Here is a 22,365-nt window from a genome sequence, read left to right as displayed (position 1 = left end):
GAATACAATTATAAGGGTTCTATTATGGCGAAAACACGGAACACATTATCTCACCTACTCCTGCTCTGTGCTGCTCTCCCTTTGGGTGCGGCATTTTCTCACTCTGCTGACGCTGCCGAAATCCGCATCTCTTGGTGGGGCGGTAATCAGCGACATGAGGCCACGCTGGCTGCAATTAACGCGTTTCAAAAAGCCAACCCGACGATCACCGTCAAAGCCGAATATGCTGGCTGGGATGGTTATCTTTCTCGACTATCAACACAGATTGCAGGGGGGCAAGAACCTGATGTTATGCGTATTGACTGGAACTGGTTGCCGCAGTTTTCCCGCAATGGAGACGGCTTTTATGATTTGAATAAGCAAAAAGACATTTTGGGGTTGGGGGATTTTCCGCCTAACGCTCTGAAAACGGCGGATGTAAAAGGGAAACTGCAAGGTCTCCCGATTTCGATGACATCCCGCAGTATGATTTACAATAAAACCACCTGGGACAACGCGGGCGTTGCCTACCCGAAAACCTGGGATGAGCTGTTTGCTGCTGGCCCGGTGTTTAAACAAAAACTGGGTGACAGCTACTATCCGCTCGGCGTAGCCCAAGGGGCAAGCGATGTGCTGGATATTCTCACGCTCGGTCGTAGCTATATGGCGCAGAAATATGGCATCGATATGATCGATGAGAAGAAGCAAAGCATCGCCTATAGCCGCGATCAGGTGCGGGAGCTCTTCGGCTTTTATAAAAAGCTGGTTGATTCCCATGTAATACCCGATCAGCGCTATTTCTCCTCGTTCGGGCGCACCAACGTCTATGAAATCCGTCCGTGGATTAACGGCGAATTAGCGGGTATGTATCTGTGGGATTCAGCCATTTATACCTATTCGAGCAATATGCCGAAAGATGCCGTATTGGAAACTGGGCCGTTTATCACGATACCGGGCGCTAAAGACTCGGGGCTTACAAGCAAACCGTCCTCACTGTTTGCGATCAGTAAGAACAGCAAACATCCTAAAGAAGCGGCGATGTTGATGAATTTCATGCTGAGTAATCCAGAAGGCGTGAAGGCGCTTGGGCTGCAAAACGGGATGCCAGCCAACCCGAAAGCGCAAAAACTGCTGGAGGATATCGGCGTGATCAACCCCGGTAACTTATTAGCAAATGCCTATAGGGCAGCCGCAGCACAGCCTGAATCGAAGGTGGCTGTTTCACCGTTTATGGAAAATCAGGAACTGGTTCAGTTGTGGACGACGAGCCTGCAAAAACTGGACTACGGCAATGGTGAAGTGAATAAGGTTGCCGATGATTTCCTCAGCGGCGCTAACCGTATATTAAAACGCGCCATTCGATAACCAACGATTGTTAACGTGCGATGCCATATCCTTCGCGATATGGCATCGTTATTTTTTCTTCTCGCTTTACTTAATCACACCACACGCCATGCGGGCACCGCCACCACCCAGCTTTGCTGGCATATCCGCGTAGTTATCCCCGCCGACATGTACCATCAACGCGTGATTTTTTACCTCAGACAGTGATTTTATACGAGGAACTAGAATCGGATAAGTTGACGTACCATCGGCATTAGCCACCAGTCCGGGTAAATCACCTACGTGTCCCTGATCGTCATAAGGTCCAAGGTGTTTACCCGTTTTTTTCGGATCGAAGTGGCCGCCTGCTGCCAGCGCAGGAACCGATTTACCGTCTTGCTCGGCTGGTTCACAGCTGGCATTTTCATGTACGTGAAACCCGTGAATACCCGCTTCCAATCCTTTCAAGTTCGGCGTGAAAAGCAGGCCGTACGGTGTTTCCGTAATGGAGACGTCACCGATACTGCTACCTGCGCCCGTTGGCAGCGCTTCATTCAGTGTAACCGTGGTGCTTGCCGCCAAGGTAGAACAGGAAAAGAACACGCCTGTCAGGATAAGTGCCTTCAGTTTCATTGTCTTTTGCCTCTTAGGATTTGAGTGTAAAGGGTCAAGCGTTCCGCTTTTGGCTCATGGTCTTTCTGCCGTGAGCTGTACTGTGCTGATGGTGCGTGCGCGAAAGCCTGCTTCGCAGTAGCAAAGGTAAAATACCCACAGGCGTTGGAAAGATTCATCAAAACCCTGAGTACTCAGGGTATGCCACTGCTGATGAAAACGCTGCCGCCATTCGCTGAGGGTGCGGGCATAGTCCTGGCCGATATCGAACAGGTCACGGGTGATAAAGTCGGTATGCCGCGTCATGGTGGTCGTCATCGCCGTGACCGATGGTAGGAAACCGCCGGGGAAAACATAGCGTTGGATAAAATCTACGTTGCGAGAGTAATGATGGTAGCGTTGGTCGGCGATGGTGATAGCCTGAAGCACCATTCGGCCCTGTGGCTTCAACAATTGCTGGCAGCGTTTGAAGAAGGTGGGCAAATAAGCTTTCCCGACCGCTTCGATCATTTCGACCGATGCCAGCTTGTCATACTGGCCGGTCAATGTGCGGTAATCCTGTAGCAGAACCGTCACTTTATGACTCAGTCCAGCTTGCTGAATACGCTCAACCGCGTAGTCATATTGCTGCTGTGACAGCGTGGTCGTGGTGACGTGACAGCCATATTCACGGGCGGCCAGTTCGGCCAGTCCTCCCCAACCGGTGCCAATTTCCAGCAAATGATCGGTTTCACACAGCGACAATTGCTCGCAGAGGCGACGCAGCTTAGCGCGCTGAGCCTCTTCGAGTGTCATGTCGGGTTGCTGATACCAGGCGCTAGAGTAGAGCATCTCGCTATCGAGAAAACTGCGGTAAAAATGGTTGCCCAGATCGTAATGGGCGGCGATGTTTTTCTGTGCCTGCTGCGGACGATTACGACGACACCAGTGGATAAACCGATGAAATGGCGCCGTCAGCCAGCCGAAACGCGCTTCAAGCGTATCAATTAGCCCTTGATTCTGCGCCAAAAGCTGGAGGACGAGAGTGAGGTTTGTTGAGCTCCAGTCGCCATCAATGTAGCTCTCTCCAGCGGCGATGCTTCCACCCAGCAATATGCGGCGATAAACGCGAGGATTATGTATCGTGATTTCGCCTTGCAATGTCGCGTGCTGGCCTCCGAAGAGTATCTCATGACCTTCAGGTTCGCGGAGGCGCAAACTTCCTCCGTCTATTCGCCCAAGTAAGGCAAATACCACTTTCCGGTCTCGTGTATAGCGAGCGGTATTGTTTGGCTGACGTACCAGCTGTGTTTCCGTCGAACTCATGGGTTGTCCTTCCTTCCAGACTGCGGATGAGGATAAACGGGTGAGCGTTTAATCCACAGTTTTAAAGCCTGCCAATATATGGTGCAGGCGATCTTTATCGTCATTAACGGCAGGGACCAAAGCTGTTTGCGCAGCGCCGCGCGAGTGAGCGGCTGACGGTGCAACAACAGCGTCGCATCAAATTCGCGTCCTTGCCGGTGATTCTCAATGTGGATCCTCAAACGCTCGACGGGCGGCGTGAGTCGCCAGTGGTAAACCATATCCATCGGGTTAAAAGGAGACACGTGAAACGCCTTGGAAATGGGCGTAGACCCATCGGGGACGACAGCATAAGTATGGCGTTCGTTCCAGGGCGTATTGCGCACTTCTGCCAATAACCAGCGTAGCTGGTTATGTTCATCGTACAAATAATAGAAATTAACCGGGTTGAAAGAACAGCCCAGATAGCGTAGCTGGCACAGCAGCAAGACCCTCCCCGTGAGGCGTTCCCCGGTTAGTTCCGCAATCCGATCCTGTGCTTTGGTTTTGATATCGCCGCCACCGAGGTAATCACCGCGATAGAATGACGCAGGAGCAAAACGTTCCAACGCAATGCCAACGTGCGGCAAGGCGGGGATTTCATCTAAATCGATTAATGCCATGAATAATGCATAGTCAAAACGATGCGTGACGGGAGTGAAGCGCCGATGACGAACCTTGCCTACATACAGTGCGCTATTCATGTTGCACACCTTGTTCGATGTGGCTGACGACGTCCAGCGCGCTTTTTACACCGTCCTCATGAAAACCGTTATACCAATAGGCCCCACAAAACCAGCTACGGTTGTGCCCATTAATGCGTTCGCGCTGCTGTTGATACTCTGTTGTCTGTTGCGTAAATACGGGGTGATGATAAACCGCGCGATGCAATATTTTACTCGGGTCGATATCTTGCTGAGGGTTCAACGAAACACAGAAGGTGGTGGATGAACGAATACCTTGCAGGATATTCATGTTATAGGTGACGGACGCGCGCGAACGGCTAAGCGCCTGATCGACCGGCAGACGATAATTCCAACTTGCCCATGCCCGTCGGCTATGCGGTAAAAGTCGGGTGTCGGTATGCAAAATGACGTGGTTAGGCTGATAACGTATGCCACCGAGAATATGTTGCTCATCGAGCGTACTCGTTTCCAGCATCGCCAGCGCCTGATCGGAATGGCAGGCAAAAATAACCTGATCGAACCGATGCGCCTGTTCGGCGGTATGCACCGTAACCCCTGCGTCATCACGTACTACCTGGCTGACAGGCGTCTGGAGGTGGATCGTCGCCCGATCGCGGACACGCTCGGCAATGCGCCGCACATATTCTCGTGAACCGCCGGGCACCACCATCCACTGCGGACGATTGACCAAATCCAACAGCCCATGATGGTTGAAGAAGGTCAGGAAAAGCGACAGCGGGAAAAGTCGCATATCTTCAAGCGACGACGACCAGATTGCTGCGCCCATGGGCAAAAGATAGTGCTGAGCAAAGAACGGCGAGAATTTTTCCTGCTGCAATAAATGGCTTAGCGTCAGCCCCTGATAATTGTCGTCAGTCAAATACCGCTTACACACGCGGTTAAAACGCACGATTTCCGCAACGAAGCGATAGAAAGTGGGGCGGAACAGGTTGCTACGCTGGGCAAACAGCGTGTTTAAGGTATGCCCGTTATATTCCAGCCCGGAAACCGGATTACTGACCGAGAAACTCATTTCGGTAGGCTGGCCAGTTAGCCCCAGTTCATCCAGCAGAGCAATGAAGTTTGGATAGGTCCGCTCGTTATAGACAATAAAGCCCGTATCGATGGCGTAGGGCGTACCATCCTGAACCACATCGACCGTTGCCGTGTGCCCGCCCAGATAATCGTTCGCTTCAAATACCGACACCTGAAAGCGATCGGACAACCTGAGTGCGCAGGTTAAGCCAGAAATACCGCTACCAATAATGGCAATCTTCATATTTTTTACCTTACTAAGCGGCTTCCGAGTAGACGTTGCCATGACTGTGGGAGCACAGAAATCAATTTGAGCAATAGCGCAAAGCGTAGAGGGAAGGCGATTTCGCGTTTCTTCTTTGCTAGCCCATGCCGAATAGCATCAGAAGCGTGGGACACGGAAATCAACATCGGCATAGGGAAATCATTACGCGCGGTCAGTGGGGTCTCCACAAAACCGGGCAGGATCAGCGACACGGTGATATTGCGCGCCTGTAAATCCAGCGACAAGCTGCGGGCGAAATAGGCCAGCGCCGCCTTTGAGGCACCATAGGCTTCCGCACGTGGCAGAGGAACGAGGCTAGCGGTCGAACCAACCAGCGCCAGATGACTATGGCTGGCAAGCTGTGGCAATAGCACCGACAGGCAATTTACCGGGCCAATTACGTTGGTTGTCAGCACCCGGCTTATTTTTTCTGCCTCAACGACGCCGTTATCCAGATATTCACAGGTTCCCGCGCTGAGAATCACCAAATCGGCTGTTACGCCCTCCAACGCCTGACGCGTGTCATCTAAATTCGTCATGTCAAATGCCACAGTGCGAATGGCTGGGGAGGTGGCAGTCAATGCGTGAAGCCGTTGCTCATCGCGCCCGCAGGCGAGGACGTCCCAGCCGTCTCTGGCATAATCCAGCGCCAGCTGTTGACCGATTCCAGAACTGGCGCCGGTAATCAACACGCGCTTCATGTTTTAAGTCTCGACTTCAGATAGTTGATTAACGAGCCGAGCAAGGGAACATGCTGATAAAGCATCGCACCCATGTCGTAATAATCACGGTGGTAGATAACTTTATTGTCGGCAAAGAGCAGATGGCTACAGCCTGCGAGCATCAGCGGCGCATTACGCTTTAAGGACGGATGCGCATAATGCATCGTCCAGAACATCGTCGCACCGCCGCGAAAGGTATGAATATCGGAGATATCGAACCGACAATAACTCAAATTTTCGAGTGAATGGGAAAAGTTACGATGTAAAGCACTCAACCCATGATGGCTAGATACGGGATCGATAAAATGAATATCTTGATGATAAATTTCACCCAGCTTCGCTAACCCCTCGGTTGTCAGTTGTTGATAGAATTCCCTTATTTTCAGCAAAATAGGTTCGTACTCGCCATTTTCTAGCGAGAGATCGCCTTCCTCGCGCGCTTTTTCTATCGTCATAACCACTCCTGTTAAGGTCACCCATTCCCACGCGGTGGAAATGGCTAGCAGAGATAGAGGAACTCAACGCTTATTAATTGAAAGTCATATACTTAGGTATAGATTGAATCCACGATTCGTCAAATAAGATTTTGAGGAGTAACAACAGAAGATAAACACATTAGGAGAGGGAATGTTGCAGAAAAAAGGAAACATGACGTGAGTTTTAGTGACAATGTCACGTCATGTTTCTTACATCGACAGCGGCAGACTGAACGTTATTTCTCAGCGGGTTTAATCAGCGCCAGAATTGTGCCAAGTTGCTCGCGTTGTTCAGCGCTGACTTCTCTCGCAGCGGAGTAGCCCGCGTTCTGGATAATCATCTCATTCAGGCCAACCAGCCAGTCATAGATATAAAACGCCGTATTGTTGGTAGGCGTGAGCGAGAGTTTGGTTAAGCGTTGTGAGGCCCCAAAGCTGACCGACTGTTTTTCCGGCTTGGCGAAAATCTTATGGCCGCGATTGATGCGGCTGGCAGGGCGCAGAGATTCATCAAGCTGCTGGAAGCCGAGCCAGGCGACAAAATCGCCGAGAATGGTCAGCACGCGTGAAACCTGACGGTCGGCTTTATTCTCGCGGTTGATGCCCAATTGTTCACCATCGACCAACATGTCGACCAGCGCTTCTTCGATACGTAAACGGATGCTGCCAGTAATCAATTCTTCGACCAGCATTTCGATCGTTGATTTCGGCACGTTCAGCAGATCGAGAAGCGGAGCATTTTCCGGCAAGCCGCGCAGGTAGTTAATCCAGTAACGATAAACGCCGTGCGCATAGTCCGCCTCATAGCCATGATCGATCGTCAGAATGGGCATTACAGGTTGATCGATAGCGATCGGTTCATCGGCGAACAGATCGATTTCGATCCCAACGCCAAACGGATCGCTATTGGCTAAGGGGGCAGAGAGGTCTTCCGCATCGGTGTGGAAACCGCCGTAGCTTGCCCCTTTCTGTTGCAGATAAAGACGGCGTAGCTCATCACGCGAGGGCAGAAGCCGTTCCAGCAGTTCGCCGTGCACGCCAGTGCGGGTCTGGAGCGATTTAAGCAAGGTTTCTGCGATGCGCTGTTTTTCCGCTGGATCGTCAACATCAACAGGCAGATACCAGTTACCTAACAGGTTATCGCTGAGTTCACGTTGGATCTCGTTCAGCTGTTCGCTGATGCGCCCCAGTTTTACTTCTCGGTGAACTTCAGTCCCCAGCCAGGTTGCCATCCGTGTTACACCACGTTTATCCATGGCTAGCATCGTTCCCCAAGCGTCGCCGGGATTACCGACATAGCGCTGTACCGCGGCATCGTAGTTTTGCCCGTGTGTAATACGGCGATCGTGACGGGTAACCGCCCAAATCAGCCCCGGTTTACGGTGGCTACGAACCTGTGCGTTTTCACCCTGAGTCTGTTTGACCCAGTGATCCAGCGCTTTGCCGACCACTTTAACGTCAGCACGATCGCCAGCGGCGCTGCATACCATCAGAACGTTCATTTCCTGATTATCGGTATAGCGTTCCAGCAGATAGGCGCGTTTCGCACGTAATAGCGTGTGCGCCAGCGGATACAGCGTGTTTTGACCTTTTGCTGGTGGCGCAGCCCGCGTTTCGCGAACCTCACCAAAACCGGGGAAATCCAGCACATCGACCTGCTCGAATAGCGCTTCTTTAGGAGGCGATTGTAGCGGGATAAGCAACTCCGCCGTCAGCATCGTTAACTCCGCCAGCGAGAGTTCTGCTGTTTTCCCCGCGCGGCCGTTTTGAACCGGGCGTACCAGCACGCTGGGATCGTCGGTACTGTGCAATCGCTCCAACGCGGAACCGTCGACCAGACCGTCTGCGGGATTTAACTCATCATCCACCAGTGTCCGTAACGGTGCTAATAACTTACTTGCACCAGACAAGTGTTGCAGCGTGTGGTTGAAATGGCGATACGCGGAGGTCAGCGAATTCAACTCTCCCCACAGTACGGAGAAAAGCTGGGCGCGGTCATCTACGGTGAGATAAGGTGCTAATTCAACCGCAACTGGCCAGAAGTGCGCTTCGAGCTGTTTTTGCCGTTTAACATCGTGGCGCACGAGGTAGTCCCAGAGTTCGACCACTTCATCGCGACTCATCCCTTCAACGGGTTCTGGCTGGCGGTGCATCAACAGCGTTTTAATGTGCTCGGCGATATGGCGTTCATCCAGCTCTTCAAACGTTGTCTCTTGGTTGAGATCGTTCAAAAAAGCGTTAGCCATGATCTTGCCGATATCCAGCTCGCTGAGGAGCTGCAACTGAACGGGAAACGATTTGTTCTTCACGCCCGACTGTCGGCTAAAGCGCGTAACGAGCGCGGTGGCTCGGTCAGATGGGTTAATGTGATCGACAAAATCCAGCTGTTGCCCCTCAAATGAGGTTTCCAACTTACCGTTTTCTCCCCCAGCCAGCGACGAGATAAGATAGCTTTTCCCAGCCTGAGACAGGCCAAAAAAACCGATAGCAATCTCTTTCTGCGCTACATCGGACAAGTGCTGCGCTTTATTGTGGTTGCGGCGCAGTTTAACGATCAGACGGTCGGCTTCAATATCCAGACGCGGGGCGTTCTGACGTGTGGTTTCAACCCAGCCGATGGCCTGTTCAACACCTTGCGCGACCGCCTGTAGCTGGCCGTGAAGTCGGGTGGAAAGCTGTTTAGGCGTTAGTCGTTTCATTTTTTAAATACACTCCCACTATCGATCCAATAATGGGTCGCTCCTGAACCGTTAGCGGATAATGTGTTTAATTTAAGTCGTAAATGATGAGGTGGAACGCGGGTGCCGTCTTCCAATACTGCATCGGCAATCTCAAAACGCTCAGGGCTGTCTTGATCGTCGCCTTTCGTCACAGCCAGTCGGACGCGCAGCTTACTGTCGCCGACGACCTTACGGGCCAAATCCTGATCGACAATCGATAGCATATAGAGTGAAGAGGCGGGCCAGCGTTCGTTGTCCAACTGACGGAAGCCGAGGCAGAGAGAACCACGCACCTGGAAGCTGTGTTTCGGATCAAGCACGAAATCCGGCGCATCCAGATCGATATCGCTGTAATACACATTATCCAGCGTCAGTGCGTTGCTGCTGTCCATCATGCCGAGATAGCGCACAGTAGAGTACGGCTGGAAATCACCGACCTTAAAGTAAAAGCCCGGCAGACGCAGATCGAGCGCCAGCAGGCACAGCATCGCGCCAACGGCAGCGGTGGATTTCGGGTTATCGATGCGCCCACGTTTGTTAAACGGATACCAATCATTGGTGTGATAGCCATCCAGTGACAGCATTCGGTTAATCGGCAGCGGTTGCAGGTGGCGGAACAGCGCCTGAATCCCAGGGAAGCGTGAAGGGCGACCAGTGAGTAGCAGCACATCGCACGAATACAGCGACACGACTTCAGACATCAGGCGCAAATTCTGCGTGATGTTCATTTTGTTAGACAGGAATTCGCCGTGCAGCTTGTTCAGTTTGAGGATGAGCGGCACCTGTAAAATATCGAATACGGTATCGCTAACGGGCAATTCGCGCTGCACTTCCGTATTGATGTATTCCAGCACTTTTTCCGTCGGCGCCTGTTCCAACAATTCACCAAAGGTGGATTCAATCTCGGCGCTGGTGTCCAGCGGATCAAAGCGCTCGTAGGCTTCCAGAATCGCGCGACCGATTGGAATGAAGACCTGCAACGTCACCTGCTGGCGCAGCGTAAGCTGCGCATCCATACGACCTTCATTGCCGAACAACTTCGCCATCAGCGCATCTGGGCTGGCCATTCCTGCGGTTTTCAGCGCGGCCTGTAGCGCGGGGAGGATATAAAGCTGAATCACATCCAGCAGGATGTCGTCACCTGCGACCTTAAAGCCTTCGCGGAACAGCAGGCGTGGAATGATTTTAACGTTGTTACCGACACCGTCATCGAGCAAATATTGCGTAATGGCGAGGTCGGTAGTACCGCCGCCAATATCGATTGAGGCAATGCGCAGCGTTTTTCCTGCGGGCTCACCCTCGTCGAGTTCTTTATCCGGGCGAGCCATGCTGGCAAAGAAATCTTCCGCTCGGCCACCAAAGTTCACCTGCGCTTCGTTATACAGGTAAACCATCTGCCCGCATGTCGCTTCGTCCCATTCAATCTGTACTTCAGGCACGGGAACCCGGCTCTGCTGTTTGTCGGCTAGCGTGGTGAAATCCTCATCCATCGGATGCCAGTCCATCGCTTTCCAGACCAGCGCAATGGCTTCATGCATCCGGCGGCGGAAAATTTCACGCTCAGGCTTCGGCATCGCGGAAGGCAGCGTCAGAATGATGTTGCGCAGTTGGCGCGGTGCGCTGCTGTGGATCATCTTCGACCGCTGGGCGGCGCTGTTCATCTGCATGAGCGCCTGAGCCAGCAGTTCGGAGAGCATGAAAGTCATGATCGAGCTGCGGCTATAGTGCGGCGAAAATACCGGTAAACGCTCATCCAGCGGCTGGTTGTAGAGCGGTTGACCTTCATCATTCAGCATGATGGTCAGCGGCATGGCAGTGGCTAATGGTTCAGTTTGTGAATGTGCGTCCGTCTGGCTAAAACGCCAGCCAGGTGCATAGCTTTCTTCGTCCCACAGGTAACGACGCGGGCTGGAAATTCCGCTCGATCCTTCCGTTCCCTGACGCAGCAACGCCATGTGGCTGGCTTCACGTCCGACGCGAGTGATTGACGGCCAGATGAAGGCGTCATCACGACCGCTTTCTACGGAGAAGTTTTCCTTGCCGAACTTCGCCTGTGAAAACTCAACACGGCTCTCAAACAGTTCGTTATACAGATAATGCGGCTCACTCAGATCGCGCAGTTGCAGCTCATAGGTCTGCTTCAGGCCGTTGCTTTCATCGGCATGATCTTCTACCAGAATACCGCAGGTGTGCGAGTTACCGACGTCCAAAATCAGGTCAACGTTGACGGCTGGCTCCTGCAATGTGCTGGTGTTGATACGGATTTCCGGTATCTCAAGCTGGTTGCCCAGCATATCCAACACGTTCAGGTAATGCGCCTGATATTCGAATCCCCTGAGTGCCACTTTCACATCATGGCTGTCGCGTTTTTCCTGCGCTTTAACCTGCTGAGTAAATATTTCACGCAGCCAGCCGTCGACCCAGGTTTCATCGAGAAATTCACCCAGTTCATCGCTGTGATAGGCCAACGCGAAATTCCCACCGGTTTTGATGTCATTGGCATTAGGCGCCAGCGACTCGTATTCGTGACCTTCTGGGTAGGTTTTGGTATCGAATGCCAGACAAATGCGGTGTGTATTGCCGTCCTGATCGGGCGTATCCAAAGCCAGGATCCGCATCCGCGCCCAGTTATCCGGCCCACCCATAAAGGTACGTGGCGGATTGAAGCGGAAGAAGGGCAACGGCAGCCAGATGTTCTCCAGCAGCTTCAGCGATTGATCAAGCGAAGCACTTAACTCGGGCTTGACCACTTCCGGTGGCATACCCGTTGCAGAAGGCAGCAGGTATTTGTCCGTGTGTTCATCGTAAAGCAGGTGCAGCAAGGGGCCGTTGGCGCTTTTACGCACATAACGGTTAGGCTGTTCAGCCGAAAACTGTGGCTTTAACGCAAAATCCAAAAACTGAATTCCGCTGTCCTGAATCAACGTAATGCGTTGTTTATAATCGGTAATCGTCGCCAGCATGATTATTTACTCTCGCGCTTTATCGTCATCGGGAAAACGGTGTCTGCGTCATAACGACCGATACACTCCGCAGCGGTGCCAGATGCACCTTGTTTACAGACCAGTTCAGGCATTTGGAATCGAGAATTATCGGAACAGCGTGCGCCTGAGCGGCTATTGACGATCAGGTTGCCGGAGCCCATTAAGCCTGCCTCAACGTTGGCGCGACACGTGACACCGTCACCATGAGTGATGCGCGCCGTTCCTTTTCCATTTTGAATCTGGTAGCGCAGGCTAGGCGGCCTGCCGGTAATCGGCGCTTTACTATCAACAATGACGCGCCAGTTGCCGTTCAGGAACTTGATGGAACCAATTTTCACGGCGTCGGCTGGCATGACTAAATCATCTTTGCCCGCAGGCAGTGCAGGCACTTGCTCGACAACAGGTTCAACCGGCTCTTTTGGTTCAACGGCAGCAGGGGCTTCTGGTTTGGCCGCTTCTACGATAGGCGCCGGAGAAACAACAGGCGGAGCTGAAATGGGGGGCTCAGCCGCTTTCACGATCTCTTTTTCTACGACCGGCGGAGCAGGTGGCGGTGTTGGTTCAGCAGGTGTGGAAGAAGACAGCGCTCGTTTTTCCGGTTTGACCGTCGCGGCTTGTTCGGATGTCGGTTTTTCTTGTTCAGACACGCAACCGCGTATCTGCAATGACAAAATAGCTAACAGCGCGGCGGCAGGTAATAGCCACCACAGGCGAAAGAATGCTGGGCGAGTCGGTAACGTAGCAGGTGCAGGCGTTGGCTCGACGGGGTCGGGCTGAACGATAGGCTGTGGTTCTGGTTCCGGTACGGGGTCGACCAGTGGAAGCGTTGGTGCGCTTGCAGCGGGGGCAGGTGCAACAAAAAGCGGCTCTGCTTCCTTGATGATAGGCCGTAGGCAGTCCAATGCATCAAGGCGGGATTTCTTATCCAGATTAACGAAGCCCCAGAATGTTAAGACTGGCATGCCATCAACCAGATAGACGTGGTTCGCCCCTGGGAACTGTATCGCTTTTGCCAGCAGGACACCGAAAAGTTTCTGCCCCGCTTTTTCTGCATTTTGCGCACGCTGGCTGATGTCGGCAACTGCGGCTTTATAGGTTTCCAGTAACGACAGCGCTTTTTCTCTTTCTTCTTCACTGGCGGCAATCCAGGAGGTGACGTTACCGTCAACCGGCGAATACCAGTCAATACGGTCGCCATGCTCGTTGGGTTGGGGAATCGCCAGACAATCGGCAATCTGCTGCTGTTTTCTGAGACGTAACGTTTCCCGCAATTGAAGTGCCGATGCATAAACTGGCTGCCCGTTCTCACCCAGCGCCAGAAAATCATCCAAACTTCCACTACGTAAAAATAATTTTGCCACGCAAAAGAGACCTTTTGTAATGATGCCTAAAGCAGAAAATAAAATGTAATCTGCGACAGGGTATACTGTAGTGCGAATGATGGCGAATCAAACGCTTAAAGAAGTGGTAAAACTAACAAATATTTAAGCAATAGAAAAAGTGGGAAACGAGAACTGTACTCACGAGCTGTAGACGATGGCCAGATAATGTGATGAAAATGCTGGCAAAAATGGCGAGAGCTTTTTTAAACGCAATATGGCAGAAGCGAGGGAGGCTGCACGGTGTCAGCGTCCCTCAAGTTGTGGGCGACTACAGTTGGACGTTGCCCGTGATCAGGTAGGCAGATGAGGTACTTTGTGACATTGGTGGTAGCGTGTCACTGAGGACGTTACCTTTTACATCGGTAAACTCAATAGGAATATCGTTCATTCCAACGTGCTCAACAATAAAGTGGTTATAATCGGTTTTTTGTGCAGCAACCCACTGGTTATCGCGCATATATTTCATTTCAATAACCGGATATTTTACATTCCTAAATTGCACCGCAGCCCAATAAGGATTTGAACCTTCCTTTATACGATAAATAACGTTGCCATTTACTGGCGCTTCGATCAGCGTCCAATCTATATTAATTTTCCCATCTCGCAGATCGCCTATTTTCTCGAAAGCGTTAAACGATAAGTCTAATGCGCAATCTCCACCTTCAGGGTAAAGATCCGTGACATAAACCACCGTGCTGCCTTTTGGGCCATTCACTTTGAGGTAAGCCCCAGCCAGTGATGCTTTCACGCCGCGATAATCCAGTTGGCTCCGGTTTAATGCGGTGATTTCCATGTTCTGTGGAATAGGGTCCAACAAGAGCGCGCCGCCCTGATACCCAGAGCCGGTTGCGGTAGCGTAGCCGTAACAGATATCGTCCAGTTCCCACTGGGCGTGGGCGGTATTAATTAGGGGAATGACGCATAATGCGGACAACGCTAATGAGGTTATTTTATTCATGTTTCACATCCAATATGATTCAAGATTAATAACATAGGTGAGTTGTAAAAATAAATACGCCAAAACAGAAGTCCATTTTTCGAAAATCTATTGATTTGGCCCGTCGATAATCCAAGTTTTGTATAAATAGGTAAATCGGTTTTATCTTAAAATAATAAAGCAGTGAATATATCACCAGGTTTATTTCTATAGCGTGAAATTATTATGTGATGAAATAATCAATTTGGGTTTATGCGAAATGTGTTCTACGGTTTAAAGGGTATGACGACAGCATGATTTCGCTCTAACGCGGATAGCTGCCAATAGCTAATCTAAAATGATAGAGGAGATTGCATGACCATTCATAAGAAAGGGCAAGCGCATTGGGAAGGTGATATCAAGCAGGGAAAGGGCACGGTTTCAACGGAAAGCGGGGCATTGCAGCAGCAACCTTACGGCTTCAATACCCGTTTCGAGGGTAAGCCCGGTACGAACCCAGAAGAGTTGATTGGTGCGGCGCATGCGGCCTGTTTCTCTATGGCGCTATCGCTGATGTTGGGCGAAGAAGGCCATAAACCTGAGTCAATTGATACGACTGCGGATGTCTCACTGGATAAAGTCGATGGTGGATTCGCGATCACCAAGATCGCCCTTCACAGCACGGTGAAGCTACCGGGGATTGATGAAGCCACGTTCGATAAGATTATCCAAAAAGCGAAGGCAGGCTGCCCAGTGTCAAAAGTACTTAAGGCCGAAATTACGCTGGATTATCAGTTGAACTAACACTGTTTATCTGCTTTACCAATAAAATTAGTGCTGATAAAAGGCTTACCAGAGTGATTCTGGTGAGCTTTTTTACATTTATACAATTAAAAATAACGAAACGATTAAAAATAATTTAACATCTTTACCGTAATAACCATAAAATTAGTAGAGCCATCGCTCCGTGATGTGGGCAATGGCGTAGGACGCAATATAACAAGATCAATATTGGGCTGGCCGGCGTGTGATGGCCAGATTCTCCGAGTATGTCGTGCTATGGAAACAAGCGAGAATTCAAGATGAATAGAATGACCAAGATCTGTTTTTCTGTACTGCTGGCCGGGAGTTTGCTGACACCGGTTTTAGCGAATGCAACCGTGTCGGAAGACATGCGCGGTATGCAAAAAAGTTATACCGCGGCGACGAAAGCGGACGATGCTGCAACGTTGAAAACCGCGCTGAGCACATTCCGCGAACACGTCGAGCATGCTAAAACGCAAGTGCCGCCTGATTTCGCCAAGCAACCTGCAGACGGCCCAGATAGAAAAGCCTATGTGGAAGGCTTGGATAAGATTTTGCAAAAAGTCGATAGCGCACAGGCTCTGGCGGATGCCGGTAAAGTGAGCGAAGCCAAAGCAGCATTAGCAGAAATCAATACGTTGAAGGGTGAATACCACAGTAAATTGAGAGGCTAAGCCGCTTTTCGTTTACCATAAGCCGCCAGTGGGAATAGAACCCGCTGGCGGCTTTTTTTGTTATAAAGGTTACGATCGTCAGCATTGCCAGTTAAGGGGAACAGAATGATGTCACCATCACACGATGCAGCGCATGATGGCAAAAATACACAACACAGAATTCTTGAGGCTGCGCTGGAAGTCATTCTGGACCATGGCGTGCGGGGGGCAACCTACCGGAAAATTGCGCAACAGGCTGGGCTTTCTCCGGGGACGCTGACCTATCGCTATAGCAGCATTGAATTGCTGCTCAACAACGCGTTCGTCTATATGGTTGATGGCATCTCACAGGCATTCCGTGTCCGCCTCAAGCAGGCAAAGGATATCGACAGCGCACGTGAAGCGGTGGTTGATCTGATCTGTGGCGATATCTGGGCGACGCCACGTCATCTGACATTAAGCTTTGAGCTGTACGCGCTGGCATCACGTAAAGAAGAGTATCGGCTGATATTGCAGGAGTGGATGACGCGCAGTAGAAAATCACTTCACCTTCATTTCAACATTGCGACCGCGTGCTCACTGGATGCGATGATTGAAGGATATACGATCCATAACTATCTCAATGATGACGCAGTTAGCCGCGAAGACATTCTCAATACGGTGATAAAACTGACATCCTGATATCGTCTGGCGCGATCTTGCCGGACGTCTTCCCGTGAAAAAAGAACGTAATGAAACAGGTGCAAAGCGGTGCATATTCGTGCGATAGTTATTCGTACATATGTACGAATACTTTTAAATAAAGACGACGAGAGCTATGACCACAAAACCCGCTATCAATAAATTCGCACTGTTTGGGCTGATGTTCATTCCCGGTTTTACGTGGGCAACGTGGGTGACCCGAACCCCTGTGATGCGTGATGTTCTGAATGCTTCAACGGAAACCATCGGCATGATCCTGTTCGGTTTTTCATGTGGTTCCATGCTCGGTGTATTGGCCGCGGGTAAAGTCATTAACGTCCTCGGCATTCGTAAAACCATGGCCAGTGGATTTCTGCTGCTTCTGCTTGGGTTACTTGTGCTTGCCGTTTCACTTTCGATCCGGAGCACGCCCTGCGCCTTTATGGGACTACTAATTTTCGGGGCGGGTGTCGGCTTGGTTGATATCGCCATCAACATTGAAGGTGCGGCGTTTGAGCAACACCTGAAGAAAAGCATAATGACAACGCTGCACGGCTTCTTTAGCCTGGGAACGCTGGTTGGTGCACTGGCAGGGATGGCGATGACGGCTTTTGGCGTCAATACGACGATGCATTTTATCGTCGTGGTTGCACTGTCGATACTTATCGCTATTTTGCTGATGCGCCAAATGCCATGGTTGAGCGATTTGGCCAGTTCCGGGCAAGAAGAAAAGGGGAACTACACGGCTCAGGTTTTCAACGAACTTAAAGACAGCCGATTGTTGATTCTGGGTGTGGTAATTCTGGCGATGGCGCTTGCGGAAGGTTCAGCCAATGACTGGCTGCCGTTACTGATGATCGATGGCCACAATTTCGGTCACACGACGGGGACGCTGGTTTATGTCGGGTTTACTGCGGGTATGACGCTGGGCCGTTTTGCTGGAGGATATTTTGTCGATCGCTTCGGCAAGGTCAATGTCCTCCGATTCAGTGCCGCCTCCGCCGCATTAGGGCTAACGCTGGTTATCTTCTCCGATGCGCCACTGCTGGCTGCTGCCGCCGTTATCTTCTGGGGTATTGGTGCATCGCTGGGGTTCCCGCTCACGATTTCCGCCGCAGGAAGTGGAGAAAACAGTGCTGTTCGCGTTACGATTGCCGCAACATTAGGCTACTTTGCGTTTCTCGTGGGCCCGCCGGCATTGGGCTTTCTAGGCGAGGTTGCGGGGTTACGCATCGCCATGCTGCCGGTGCTTGTCATGGTGATTCTGGCCTTTATTTGTTCTTCTTCCGCTCGCGATCGTGCGACCAGAACGGCATCAGAAACCCCATACTGACGTTTCTGCGCGGTTTCGTTTCGTATTATCGGAACCGCGCTGATTGTGTCATTATATTGATTATGTTGAAAATAAATTACGTGATGGCTGACACTGCTGAATAACAGCCGTGAGACTGGCCGTCACTCGGGTTGGGTAAAGCGAACATAATGGTAAACTTAACGGATATGACCGAGTCGGATTATCCCGACTATCGTCAGTTCTTTATTCTTGAATATGCTCAGGATTTACAAGAGTCTCGGGGATATGACGCGGAAAAGGCGAGGGCGATCGCAACGCAATCCATCGATATTGCGTTGCCGCAAGGCATCCATACGCCAGCCAATAAATTATGGTGCATTCATTCTTTAGACGGCGGCGGCGTCATCGGCTATTTGTGGGTGATTCTGAACGGAAATTCTGCCTGGATATCTGATTTTTGCCTTCTGCCCGCGTGGCGTGGCTGCGGATTCGGTAAAGCTTCACTAGCAGCGATGGACGTTGCGGTCGCTGCATTAGGCATCAGCGAAATCGGGCTGAGAGTGGCTACGAGTAACTCGGTCGCGAAGGCGTTATATGAAAAACAGGGATTCCAGATTACCGGTTTTAATATGCACAAAAGTCTGGAATCAGACTCATCGTCAGACTGCGGCTAAGTCTATGACGTAAAAAAACGATCTCCGACGACCATTGGCCTCCGCCCCTTATCTCTAGTTCATTCCTGCGCCGCTAAAGTTCAAAAAAAAAACGCCGATAGACAAATAGCAGGGAACTCATTGCAAGGGAATGTTGATTACGATCAGAATCAACACCAGGAGAGCCATAATGGCCAAACAATTAATACAAAAAAAGACAATGAGCACCCGCGCCCAGGTATTGCTAACTGGCGCATTCACCATCGCACTCGGTTTTGCTGTCACCATCGGCGTGCTCAGCTGGCAGTCTAGTAGTGAACAAAAGTCTTTGGCCGAACGCTATTTACAGCAAATAGCTCAAAGCGAAGCCCTGAGAATTCAGCAGGAACTCAACTACGCACGTGATGTAGCGCATAACCTCGGGCAAGGGCTGGCTGCTTTGCCATCCGCAGGCATTAAAGACCGCGCAGTGGTCGATAAAATGATGGAATATGCTCTGCGGGATAACCCGGAATACCTTTCGATTTCAGTCATTTTTGAAGAGAACGTGTTTGACGGACGTGATGCCGAGTTTGCCGATCAACCGGGTCAGGCGCCGAAAGGTCGCTATGCCTGGTTTGTTGACCGCGATCAGGCAGGTAATTACGCCATGCATCCTCTGCTTTCCTACCTGACTCCCGGCCAAGGCGATTACTATCTGCTGCCGCAAAAGAGCCAGAAAGATACGCTAATCGAACCCTACACCTATGCTTACAACGGCGTTCCGACGCTGCTGACATCAGTCGCCGCACCGATTGTTAGTCAGGGGAAACTGTGGGGTGTCGTCACTTCAGACATTTCTCTTGCGTCATTGCAGCAAAAAATTAACCAGATTAAACCCTGGGAAGGCGGTGGCTACGCGATGTTGTTATCCAGCGCGGGTAAAGTCATCTCTTATCCTGACAAATCTCAGACGAGCAAAGCTTGGCAAGGACCGACGGACAATTTCACCTCTTCTGTGGTACAGCACGACGATGCGATTCTGGGCGAGCAAGCGCTGGTTACTTGGCAGCCCGTCACCATTGGCAACAGCACAGAGAAATGGTATCTCGGGATTGTTGTGCCCGTGAGTCAAGTGATGGCCGCGTCTGAGCGCCAGTTGATTAATGCCGTCATCATGATGGTGATCAGCATTCTGTTGGTGAGCGCGCTGCTGGGCTGGGTATTCAGCCGCAAAGTGCTTAAACCGATTGGCGGCGAGCCACTTGAAGCCGCAACCATTGCACTGTCTGTTGCGGAAGGACGATTGAGTAATGTGATTGACGTGAAAGCCAACGATCGCAGCAGCCTGTTCTTCGCGCTGAATACGATGCAATCACAGCTGCGTCAGGTGGTGGGACAGATCAAAGACGCCAGTGATTCCGTGCGACAAGGCGCTGCGGAAATTGCCAGCGGTAACCTCAACCTCGCTTCGCGTACGGAGCAGCAGGCTGCCGCGCTGGAGCAAACGGCGGCGAGCATGGAAGAGATTACCGCCACGGTGAAACACAATGCCAACAATGCCCATCAAGCCACAACGCTGACAGAAAATGCCACGAAGATAGCTCTGCGCGGTGAATCGCTGGTCAGTCAGGTGGTTCAGACTATGTCGCAGATTGATGATAGTGCGAAGAAGATTGGCGACATTACCGCCATGATTAACAGCATCGCTTTCCAGACCAACATTCTGGCGCTGAACGCAGCGGTGGAGGCGGCGCGAGCGGGTGAGCAGGGAAGAGGATTCGCCGTCGTGGCATCTGAAGTTCGCAGTCTGGCACAGCGCAGCGCTAGCGCTGTGAAAGAGATTGCCGCTCTGATTGAGGAATCCAGCCAGCGCGTTGAAAGTGGCGTTAAGCTGGTGAACGACGCGGGTAAAACCATGCAGGATATGACGCATGCCGTCAACTCGGTACAAAGTATTATCGGTGAAATTGTCACCGCATCGGATGAGCAAGCGAAAGGCATCAGTCAGGTAACGATTGCCGTCAATGAAATGGATGGCGTAACGCAGCAAAACTCCGCACTGGTACAGCAGATGTCTGCCGCCGCCAGTTCGCTGGAAGATCAGTCCATGCTGTTGGCGCAAACGATAGAGCATTTCCGTCTGGAACAGCAGCACGCTTTACCTCATGCGTTATTGAGATAAAAAGAAACACAGTAACCCGGCGACCTCATGGTCGCTGGGTTACTATATTCAGCACTTCTGTGATTCTTCCTCCCATACCCACAAATTTTCCCCGATTCGCGTATAGCATTCGCAACGCTGTGAAAGTTGTATCGTTCCCTTAATTAAGGCAAATTAAATCATTCTGATCTTGTTAAGAAAAAATAACCATGCACCTGAATTACCCTTGCCTGAAAGCGTTCATGGAGATCGTCCGTAGCGGCAGTTTTGAGGTTGCGGCCCGTAAGCTTCACGTCACGCCGTCTGCCATCAGCCAGCGTATCAAGCAGTTGGAAGATCAGCTTGGTCAGGTACTGATCGTAAGAGGCAATCCCTGTCGTGCAACGCCAACGGGACAAGCGCTACTTCGACACGCAGAACAGATAGATATGTTGGAGAGTGAGCTCTTCAGCACGCTTGAAATGCCAGCTAGACAAAGTATCTCAGTGGCTGTAAATGCGGACTCTATAGATGGATGGTTTCTGGATGCGATGGAGGATGTCTGTCACCAATCCGGTATTTTGCTCGACATCCTCGTTGAGGATCAGGAGCATTCAGCGACCTTGTTGCGTGAAGGTCGGGTAATGGCCGCTGTCAGTGCCAGCCCGGAGCCGATTCAAGGATGCGGCGTAGAATATTTGGGAACGATGCGCTATCGCGCCTATTGTTCACAGATTTTTCACGATACGTACTTTGCTGACGGCATTAATGCAGACAGTTTGCAAAAAGCGCCGCTCCTGATATTTAACAATAAAGACAGGCTACAGTCCTTATTCATTGAATCGCTGGTTCCTGAAGTGATTGAACCGCCTCAGCAATTTGTCCCTTCAACCGCAGCCTTTGTCGGCGCCATTTTCAGAGGGTTAGGGTGGGGGATGATCCCTGAACATATGGCATCACCTCATAAAGAAAAAGGCGAGCTGGTGCAGTTGCAAATCGGGAACCCGATAGATATCCGCCTGTACTGGCACCGGTGGAATATCCGCTCTGTGCCGCTGGAAGCATTAAGTCAGAGCGTGCGAGCAGCGGCCGTTAGGCATCTTTTTCAATCATCCGAGCCGGGATGCTAGCGGCGTCCTCGTAAATTCGTATTAGCAGACCACTCATAAGTTGTAGAGGAATCAGGCTTGAATTTATTTTTCTTCTTCTCGACCCGCGCTTGCTTTGCCACGGCTTCACGTTCCTTCATCAGTTTATCGATGTAATCATCTTTAATATGATTACTCTCAGAGTTGGTCAGTGGACGATCCTGTTTTTTTCTCGCTTGATCGAGTAACGTCTTGAGTTGACGTTGTTCACTTTCTGTCATGTCTTTCTGAGTCAGTCTGGGCATGGGAATGGACCTAATAAGCGAACTGGAAAACACATTGTAGAGGAAAACACTCTGAGTCCCAGATAAATCGCACCGCGTGTCTTTCCGTATTAAATAATTAGTGGTTACCGTTAACACGGTTGAATGATTGTTGATGCCGGAAAAAGTGTTTTGCGGATGCGTGGGAATTTACTCAGTAGAACGGTCAGTTCCTGCCTTTTCATCTATAGGTTCGCATAATGTATATTATGTTAAATCTTGTTTAATGCACAATTACTTCACGAATCAATCCTCACCACTGGAAATCATGTAGTTAAAACGTCGCTCACCTTTTCATTGCAGCAGTTATGTTAAGAGTTACTT

The 22,365-nt window shown here is 51.0% G+C and carries 19 protein-coding genes; 8 read left to right on the top strand and 11 right to left on the bottom strand.

What is annotated here, in order from left to right; translation table 11 throughout:
• Positions 1–24 precede the first annotated feature (24 nt).
• Positions 25–1,344: an ABC transporter substrate-binding protein gene (locus GZ59_RS11355; RefSeq protein WP_011093767.1), complete on the top strand. Its 1,320-nt coding sequence runs from the start codon at positions 25–27 to the stop codon at positions 1,342–1,344.
• Between the two features lie 66 nt (positions 1,345–1,410).
• Here GZ59_RS11355 and sodC read toward each other — a convergent pair whose 3' ends face one another.
• From sodC to GZ59_RS11305, 10 genes are all read right to left on the bottom strand, one after another.
• Positions 1,411–1,935, bottom strand: a complete 525-nt coding sequence (sodC, locus tag GZ59_RS11350; protein ID WP_039291871.1) for a superoxide dismutase family protein — start codon at positions 1,933–1,935, stop codon at positions 1,411–1,413.
• Between the two features lie 54 nt (positions 1,936–1,989).
• Complete coding sequence (locus GZ59_RS11345) at positions 1,990–3,219, bottom strand: SAM-dependent methyltransferase (RefSeq protein ID WP_039291868.1); 1,230 nt, start codon at positions 3,217–3,219, stop codon at positions 1,990–1,992.
• Positions 3,216–3,941: a DUF1365 domain-containing protein gene (locus tag GZ59_RS11340; protein ID WP_039291865.1), complete on the bottom strand. Its 726-nt coding sequence runs from the start codon at positions 3,939–3,941 to the stop codon at positions 3,216–3,218. Before GZ59_RS11340 ends, GZ59_RS11345 begins: the two co-directional genes overlap by 4 nt.
• Entirely contained in the window at positions 3,934–5,202 is a 1,269-nt protein-coding gene (locus tag GZ59_RS11335) for an NAD(P)/FAD-dependent oxidoreductase (protein WP_039291862.1), read from the bottom strand. The genes GZ59_RS11340 and GZ59_RS11335 overlap by 8 nt, the downstream gene beginning before the upstream one ends.
• A gap of 5 nt (positions 5,203–5,207) precedes the next feature.
• Complete coding sequence (locus GZ59_RS11330) at positions 5,208–5,924, bottom strand: SDR family NAD(P)-dependent oxidoreductase (RefSeq protein ID WP_039291859.1); 717 nt, start codon at positions 5,922–5,924, stop codon at positions 5,208–5,210.
• On the bottom strand, positions 5,921–6,400 hold the full coding sequence (locus tag GZ59_RS11325) for a nuclear transport factor 2 family protein (protein WP_039291855.1): 480 nt from the start codon (positions 6,398–6,400) through the stop codon (positions 5,921–5,923). Before GZ59_RS11325 ends, GZ59_RS11330 begins: the two co-directional genes overlap by 4 nt.
• Before the next feature lie 257 nt (positions 6,401–6,657).
• Positions 6,658–9,120: a putative virulence factor gene (locus GZ59_RS11320; RefSeq protein ID WP_039291853.1), complete on the bottom strand. Its 2,463-nt coding sequence runs from the start codon at positions 9,118–9,120 to the stop codon at positions 6,658–6,660.
• The gene (locus GZ59_RS11315) at positions 9,117–12,104 is read right to left on the bottom strand and encodes a virulence factor SrfB (RefSeq protein ID WP_039291851.1); all 2,988 of its coding nucleotides are present in this window, start codon (positions 12,102–12,104) and stop codon (positions 9,117–9,119) included. Before GZ59_RS11315 ends, GZ59_RS11320 begins: the two co-directional genes overlap by 4 nt.
• A 2-nt stretch (positions 12,105–12,106) precedes the next feature.
• On the bottom strand, positions 12,107–13,486 hold the full coding sequence (locus tag GZ59_RS11310; protein ID WP_011093776.1) for an SrfA family protein: 1,380 nt from the start codon (positions 13,484–13,486) through the stop codon (positions 12,107–12,109).
• 289 nt (positions 13,487–13,775) lie between these two features.
• The gene (locus GZ59_RS11305) at positions 13,776–14,465 is read right to left on the bottom strand and encodes an expansin EXLX1 family cellulose-binding protein (protein ID WP_011093777.1); all 690 of its coding nucleotides are present in this window, start codon (positions 14,463–14,465) and stop codon (positions 13,776–13,778) included.
• Positions 14,466–14,798: 333 nt separating this feature from the next.
• On the opposite strand from GZ59_RS11305, the gene GZ59_RS11300 reads away from it, so the two are divergent.
• From GZ59_RS11300 to GZ59_RS11270, 7 genes are all read left to right on the top strand, one after another.
• Positions 14,799–15,227: an OsmC family protein gene (locus GZ59_RS11300; RefSeq protein ID WP_039291849.1), complete on the top strand. Its 429-nt coding sequence runs from the start codon at positions 14,799–14,801 to the stop codon at positions 15,225–15,227.
• Between the two features lie 287 nt (positions 15,228–15,514).
• A complete protein-coding gene (locus tag GZ59_RS11295; RefSeq protein WP_223257694.1) occupies positions 15,515–15,901 on the top strand; it encodes a cytochrome b562 in 387 nt (128 codons plus the stop codon).
• Positions 15,902–16,006: 105 nt separating this feature from the next.
• Positions 16,007–16,561 (top strand): TetR/AcrR family transcriptional regulator, encoded by a 555-nt coding sequence (locus GZ59_RS11290; RefSeq protein ID WP_039291847.1) that lies wholly within the window; start codon positions 16,007–16,009, stop codon positions 16,559–16,561.
• A 136-nt stretch (positions 16,562–16,697) separates the two neighbouring features.
• Positions 16,698–17,894, top strand: coding sequence for an MFS transporter (locus tag GZ59_RS11285; protein ID WP_039291845.1), 1,197 nt, complete (start codon positions 16,698–16,700; stop codon positions 17,892–17,894).
• Between the two features lie 149 nt (positions 17,895–18,043).
• Positions 18,044–18,529, top strand: coding sequence for a GNAT family N-acetyltransferase (locus tag GZ59_RS11280; RefSeq protein ID WP_039291843.1), 486 nt, complete (start codon positions 18,044–18,046; stop codon positions 18,527–18,529).
• Positions 18,530–18,698: 169 nt separating this feature from the next.
• Complete coding sequence (locus GZ59_RS11275; RefSeq protein WP_039291840.1) at positions 18,699–20,672, top strand: methyl-accepting chemotaxis protein; 1,974 nt, start codon at positions 18,699–18,701, stop codon at positions 20,670–20,672.
• A gap of 188 nt (positions 20,673–20,860) precedes the next feature.
• Positions 20,861–21,760, top strand: a complete 900-nt coding sequence (locus GZ59_RS11270) for an HTH-type transcriptional regulator ArgP (RefSeq protein WP_071598462.1) — start codon at positions 20,861–20,863, stop codon at positions 21,758–21,760.
• On the opposite strand, the gene GZ59_RS11265 is transcribed toward GZ59_RS11270, so the two are convergent.
• Complete coding sequence (locus tag GZ59_RS11265) at positions 21,757–22,023, bottom strand: YjbD family protein (protein WP_039291837.1); 267 nt, start codon at positions 22,021–22,023, stop codon at positions 21,757–21,759. The two genes, GZ59_RS11270 and GZ59_RS11265, sit on opposite strands and share 4 nt — an antisense overlap.
• Between the last annotated feature and the right edge of the window lie 342 nt (positions 22,024–22,365).

Origin of the sequence: Pectobacterium atrosepticum (genome assembly GCF_000740965.1) — a bacterium.
GTDB lineage: Bacteria > Pseudomonadota > Gammaproteobacteria > Enterobacterales > Enterobacteriaceae > Pectobacterium > Pectobacterium atrosepticum.
This window is presented reverse-complemented; position numbering and strand designations above follow the sequence as displayed.

Bases quoted from the DNA above. Each gene is read 5' to 3' on its own strand.
- GZ59_RS11265 (WP_039291837.1), bottom strand. From the start codon at position 22,023: ATGCCCAGACTGACTCAGAAAGACATGACAGAAAGTGAACAACGTCAA.
- GZ59_RS11270 (WP_071598462.1), top strand. From the start codon at position 20,861: ATGCACCTGAATTACCCTTGCCTGAAAGCGTTCATGGAGATCGTCCGT.
- GZ59_RS11330 (WP_039291859.1), bottom strand. From the start codon at position 5,924: ATGAAGCGCGTGTTGATTACCGGCGCCAGTTCTGGAATCGGTCAACAG.
- GZ59_RS11285 (WP_039291845.1), top strand. From the start codon at position 16,698: ATGACCACAAAACCCGCTATCAATAAATTCGCACTGTTTGGGCTGATG.
- GZ59_RS11275 (WP_039291840.1), top strand. From the start codon at position 18,699: ATGGCCAAACAATTAATACAAAAAAAGACAATGAGCACCCGCGCCCAG.
- GZ59_RS11345 (WP_039291868.1), bottom strand. From the start codon at position 3,219: ATGAGTTCGACGGAAACACAGCTGGTACGTCAGCCAAACAATACCGCT.
- GZ59_RS11355 (WP_011093767.1), top strand. From the start codon at position 25: ATGGCGAAAACACGGAACACATTATCTCACCTACTCCTGCTCTGTGCT.
- GZ59_RS11315 (WP_039291851.1), bottom strand. From the start codon at position 12,104: ATGCTGGCGACGATTACCGATTATAAACAACGCATTACGTTGATTCAG.
- GZ59_RS11300 (WP_039291849.1), top strand. From the start codon at position 14,799: ATGACCATTCATAAGAAAGGGCAAGCGCATTGGGAAGGTGATATCAAG.
- GZ59_RS11320 (WP_039291853.1), bottom strand. From the start codon at position 9,120: ATGAAACGACTAACGCCTAAACAGCTTTCCACCCGACTTCACGGCCAG.
- GZ59_RS11325 (WP_039291855.1), bottom strand. From the start codon at position 6,400: ATGACGATAGAAAAAGCGCGCGAGGAAGGCGATCTCTCGCTAGAAAAT.
- GZ59_RS11295 (WP_223257694.1), top strand. From the start codon at position 15,515: ATGACCAAGATCTGTTTTTCTGTACTGCTGGCCGGGAGTTTGCTGACA.
- GZ59_RS11290 (WP_039291847.1), top strand. From the start codon at position 16,007: ATGATGTCACCATCACACGATGCAGCGCATGATGGCAAAAATACACAA.
- GZ59_RS11335 (WP_039291862.1), bottom strand. From the start codon at position 5,202: ATGAAGATTGCCATTATTGGTAGCGGTATTTCTGGCTTAACCTGCGCA.
- GZ59_RS11280 (WP_039291843.1), top strand. From the start codon at position 18,044: ATGGTAAACTTAACGGATATGACCGAGTCGGATTATCCCGACTATCGT.
- GZ59_RS11340 (WP_039291865.1), bottom strand. From the start codon at position 3,941: ATGAATAGCGCACTGTATGTAGGCAAGGTTCGTCATCGGCGCTTCACT.
- sodC (WP_039291871.1), bottom strand. From the start codon at position 1,935: ATGAAACTGAAGGCACTTATCCTGACAGGCGTGTTCTTTTCCTGTTCT.
- GZ59_RS11305 (WP_011093777.1), bottom strand. From the start codon at position 14,465: ATGAATAAAATAACCTCATTAGCGTTGTCCGCATTATGCGTCATTCCC.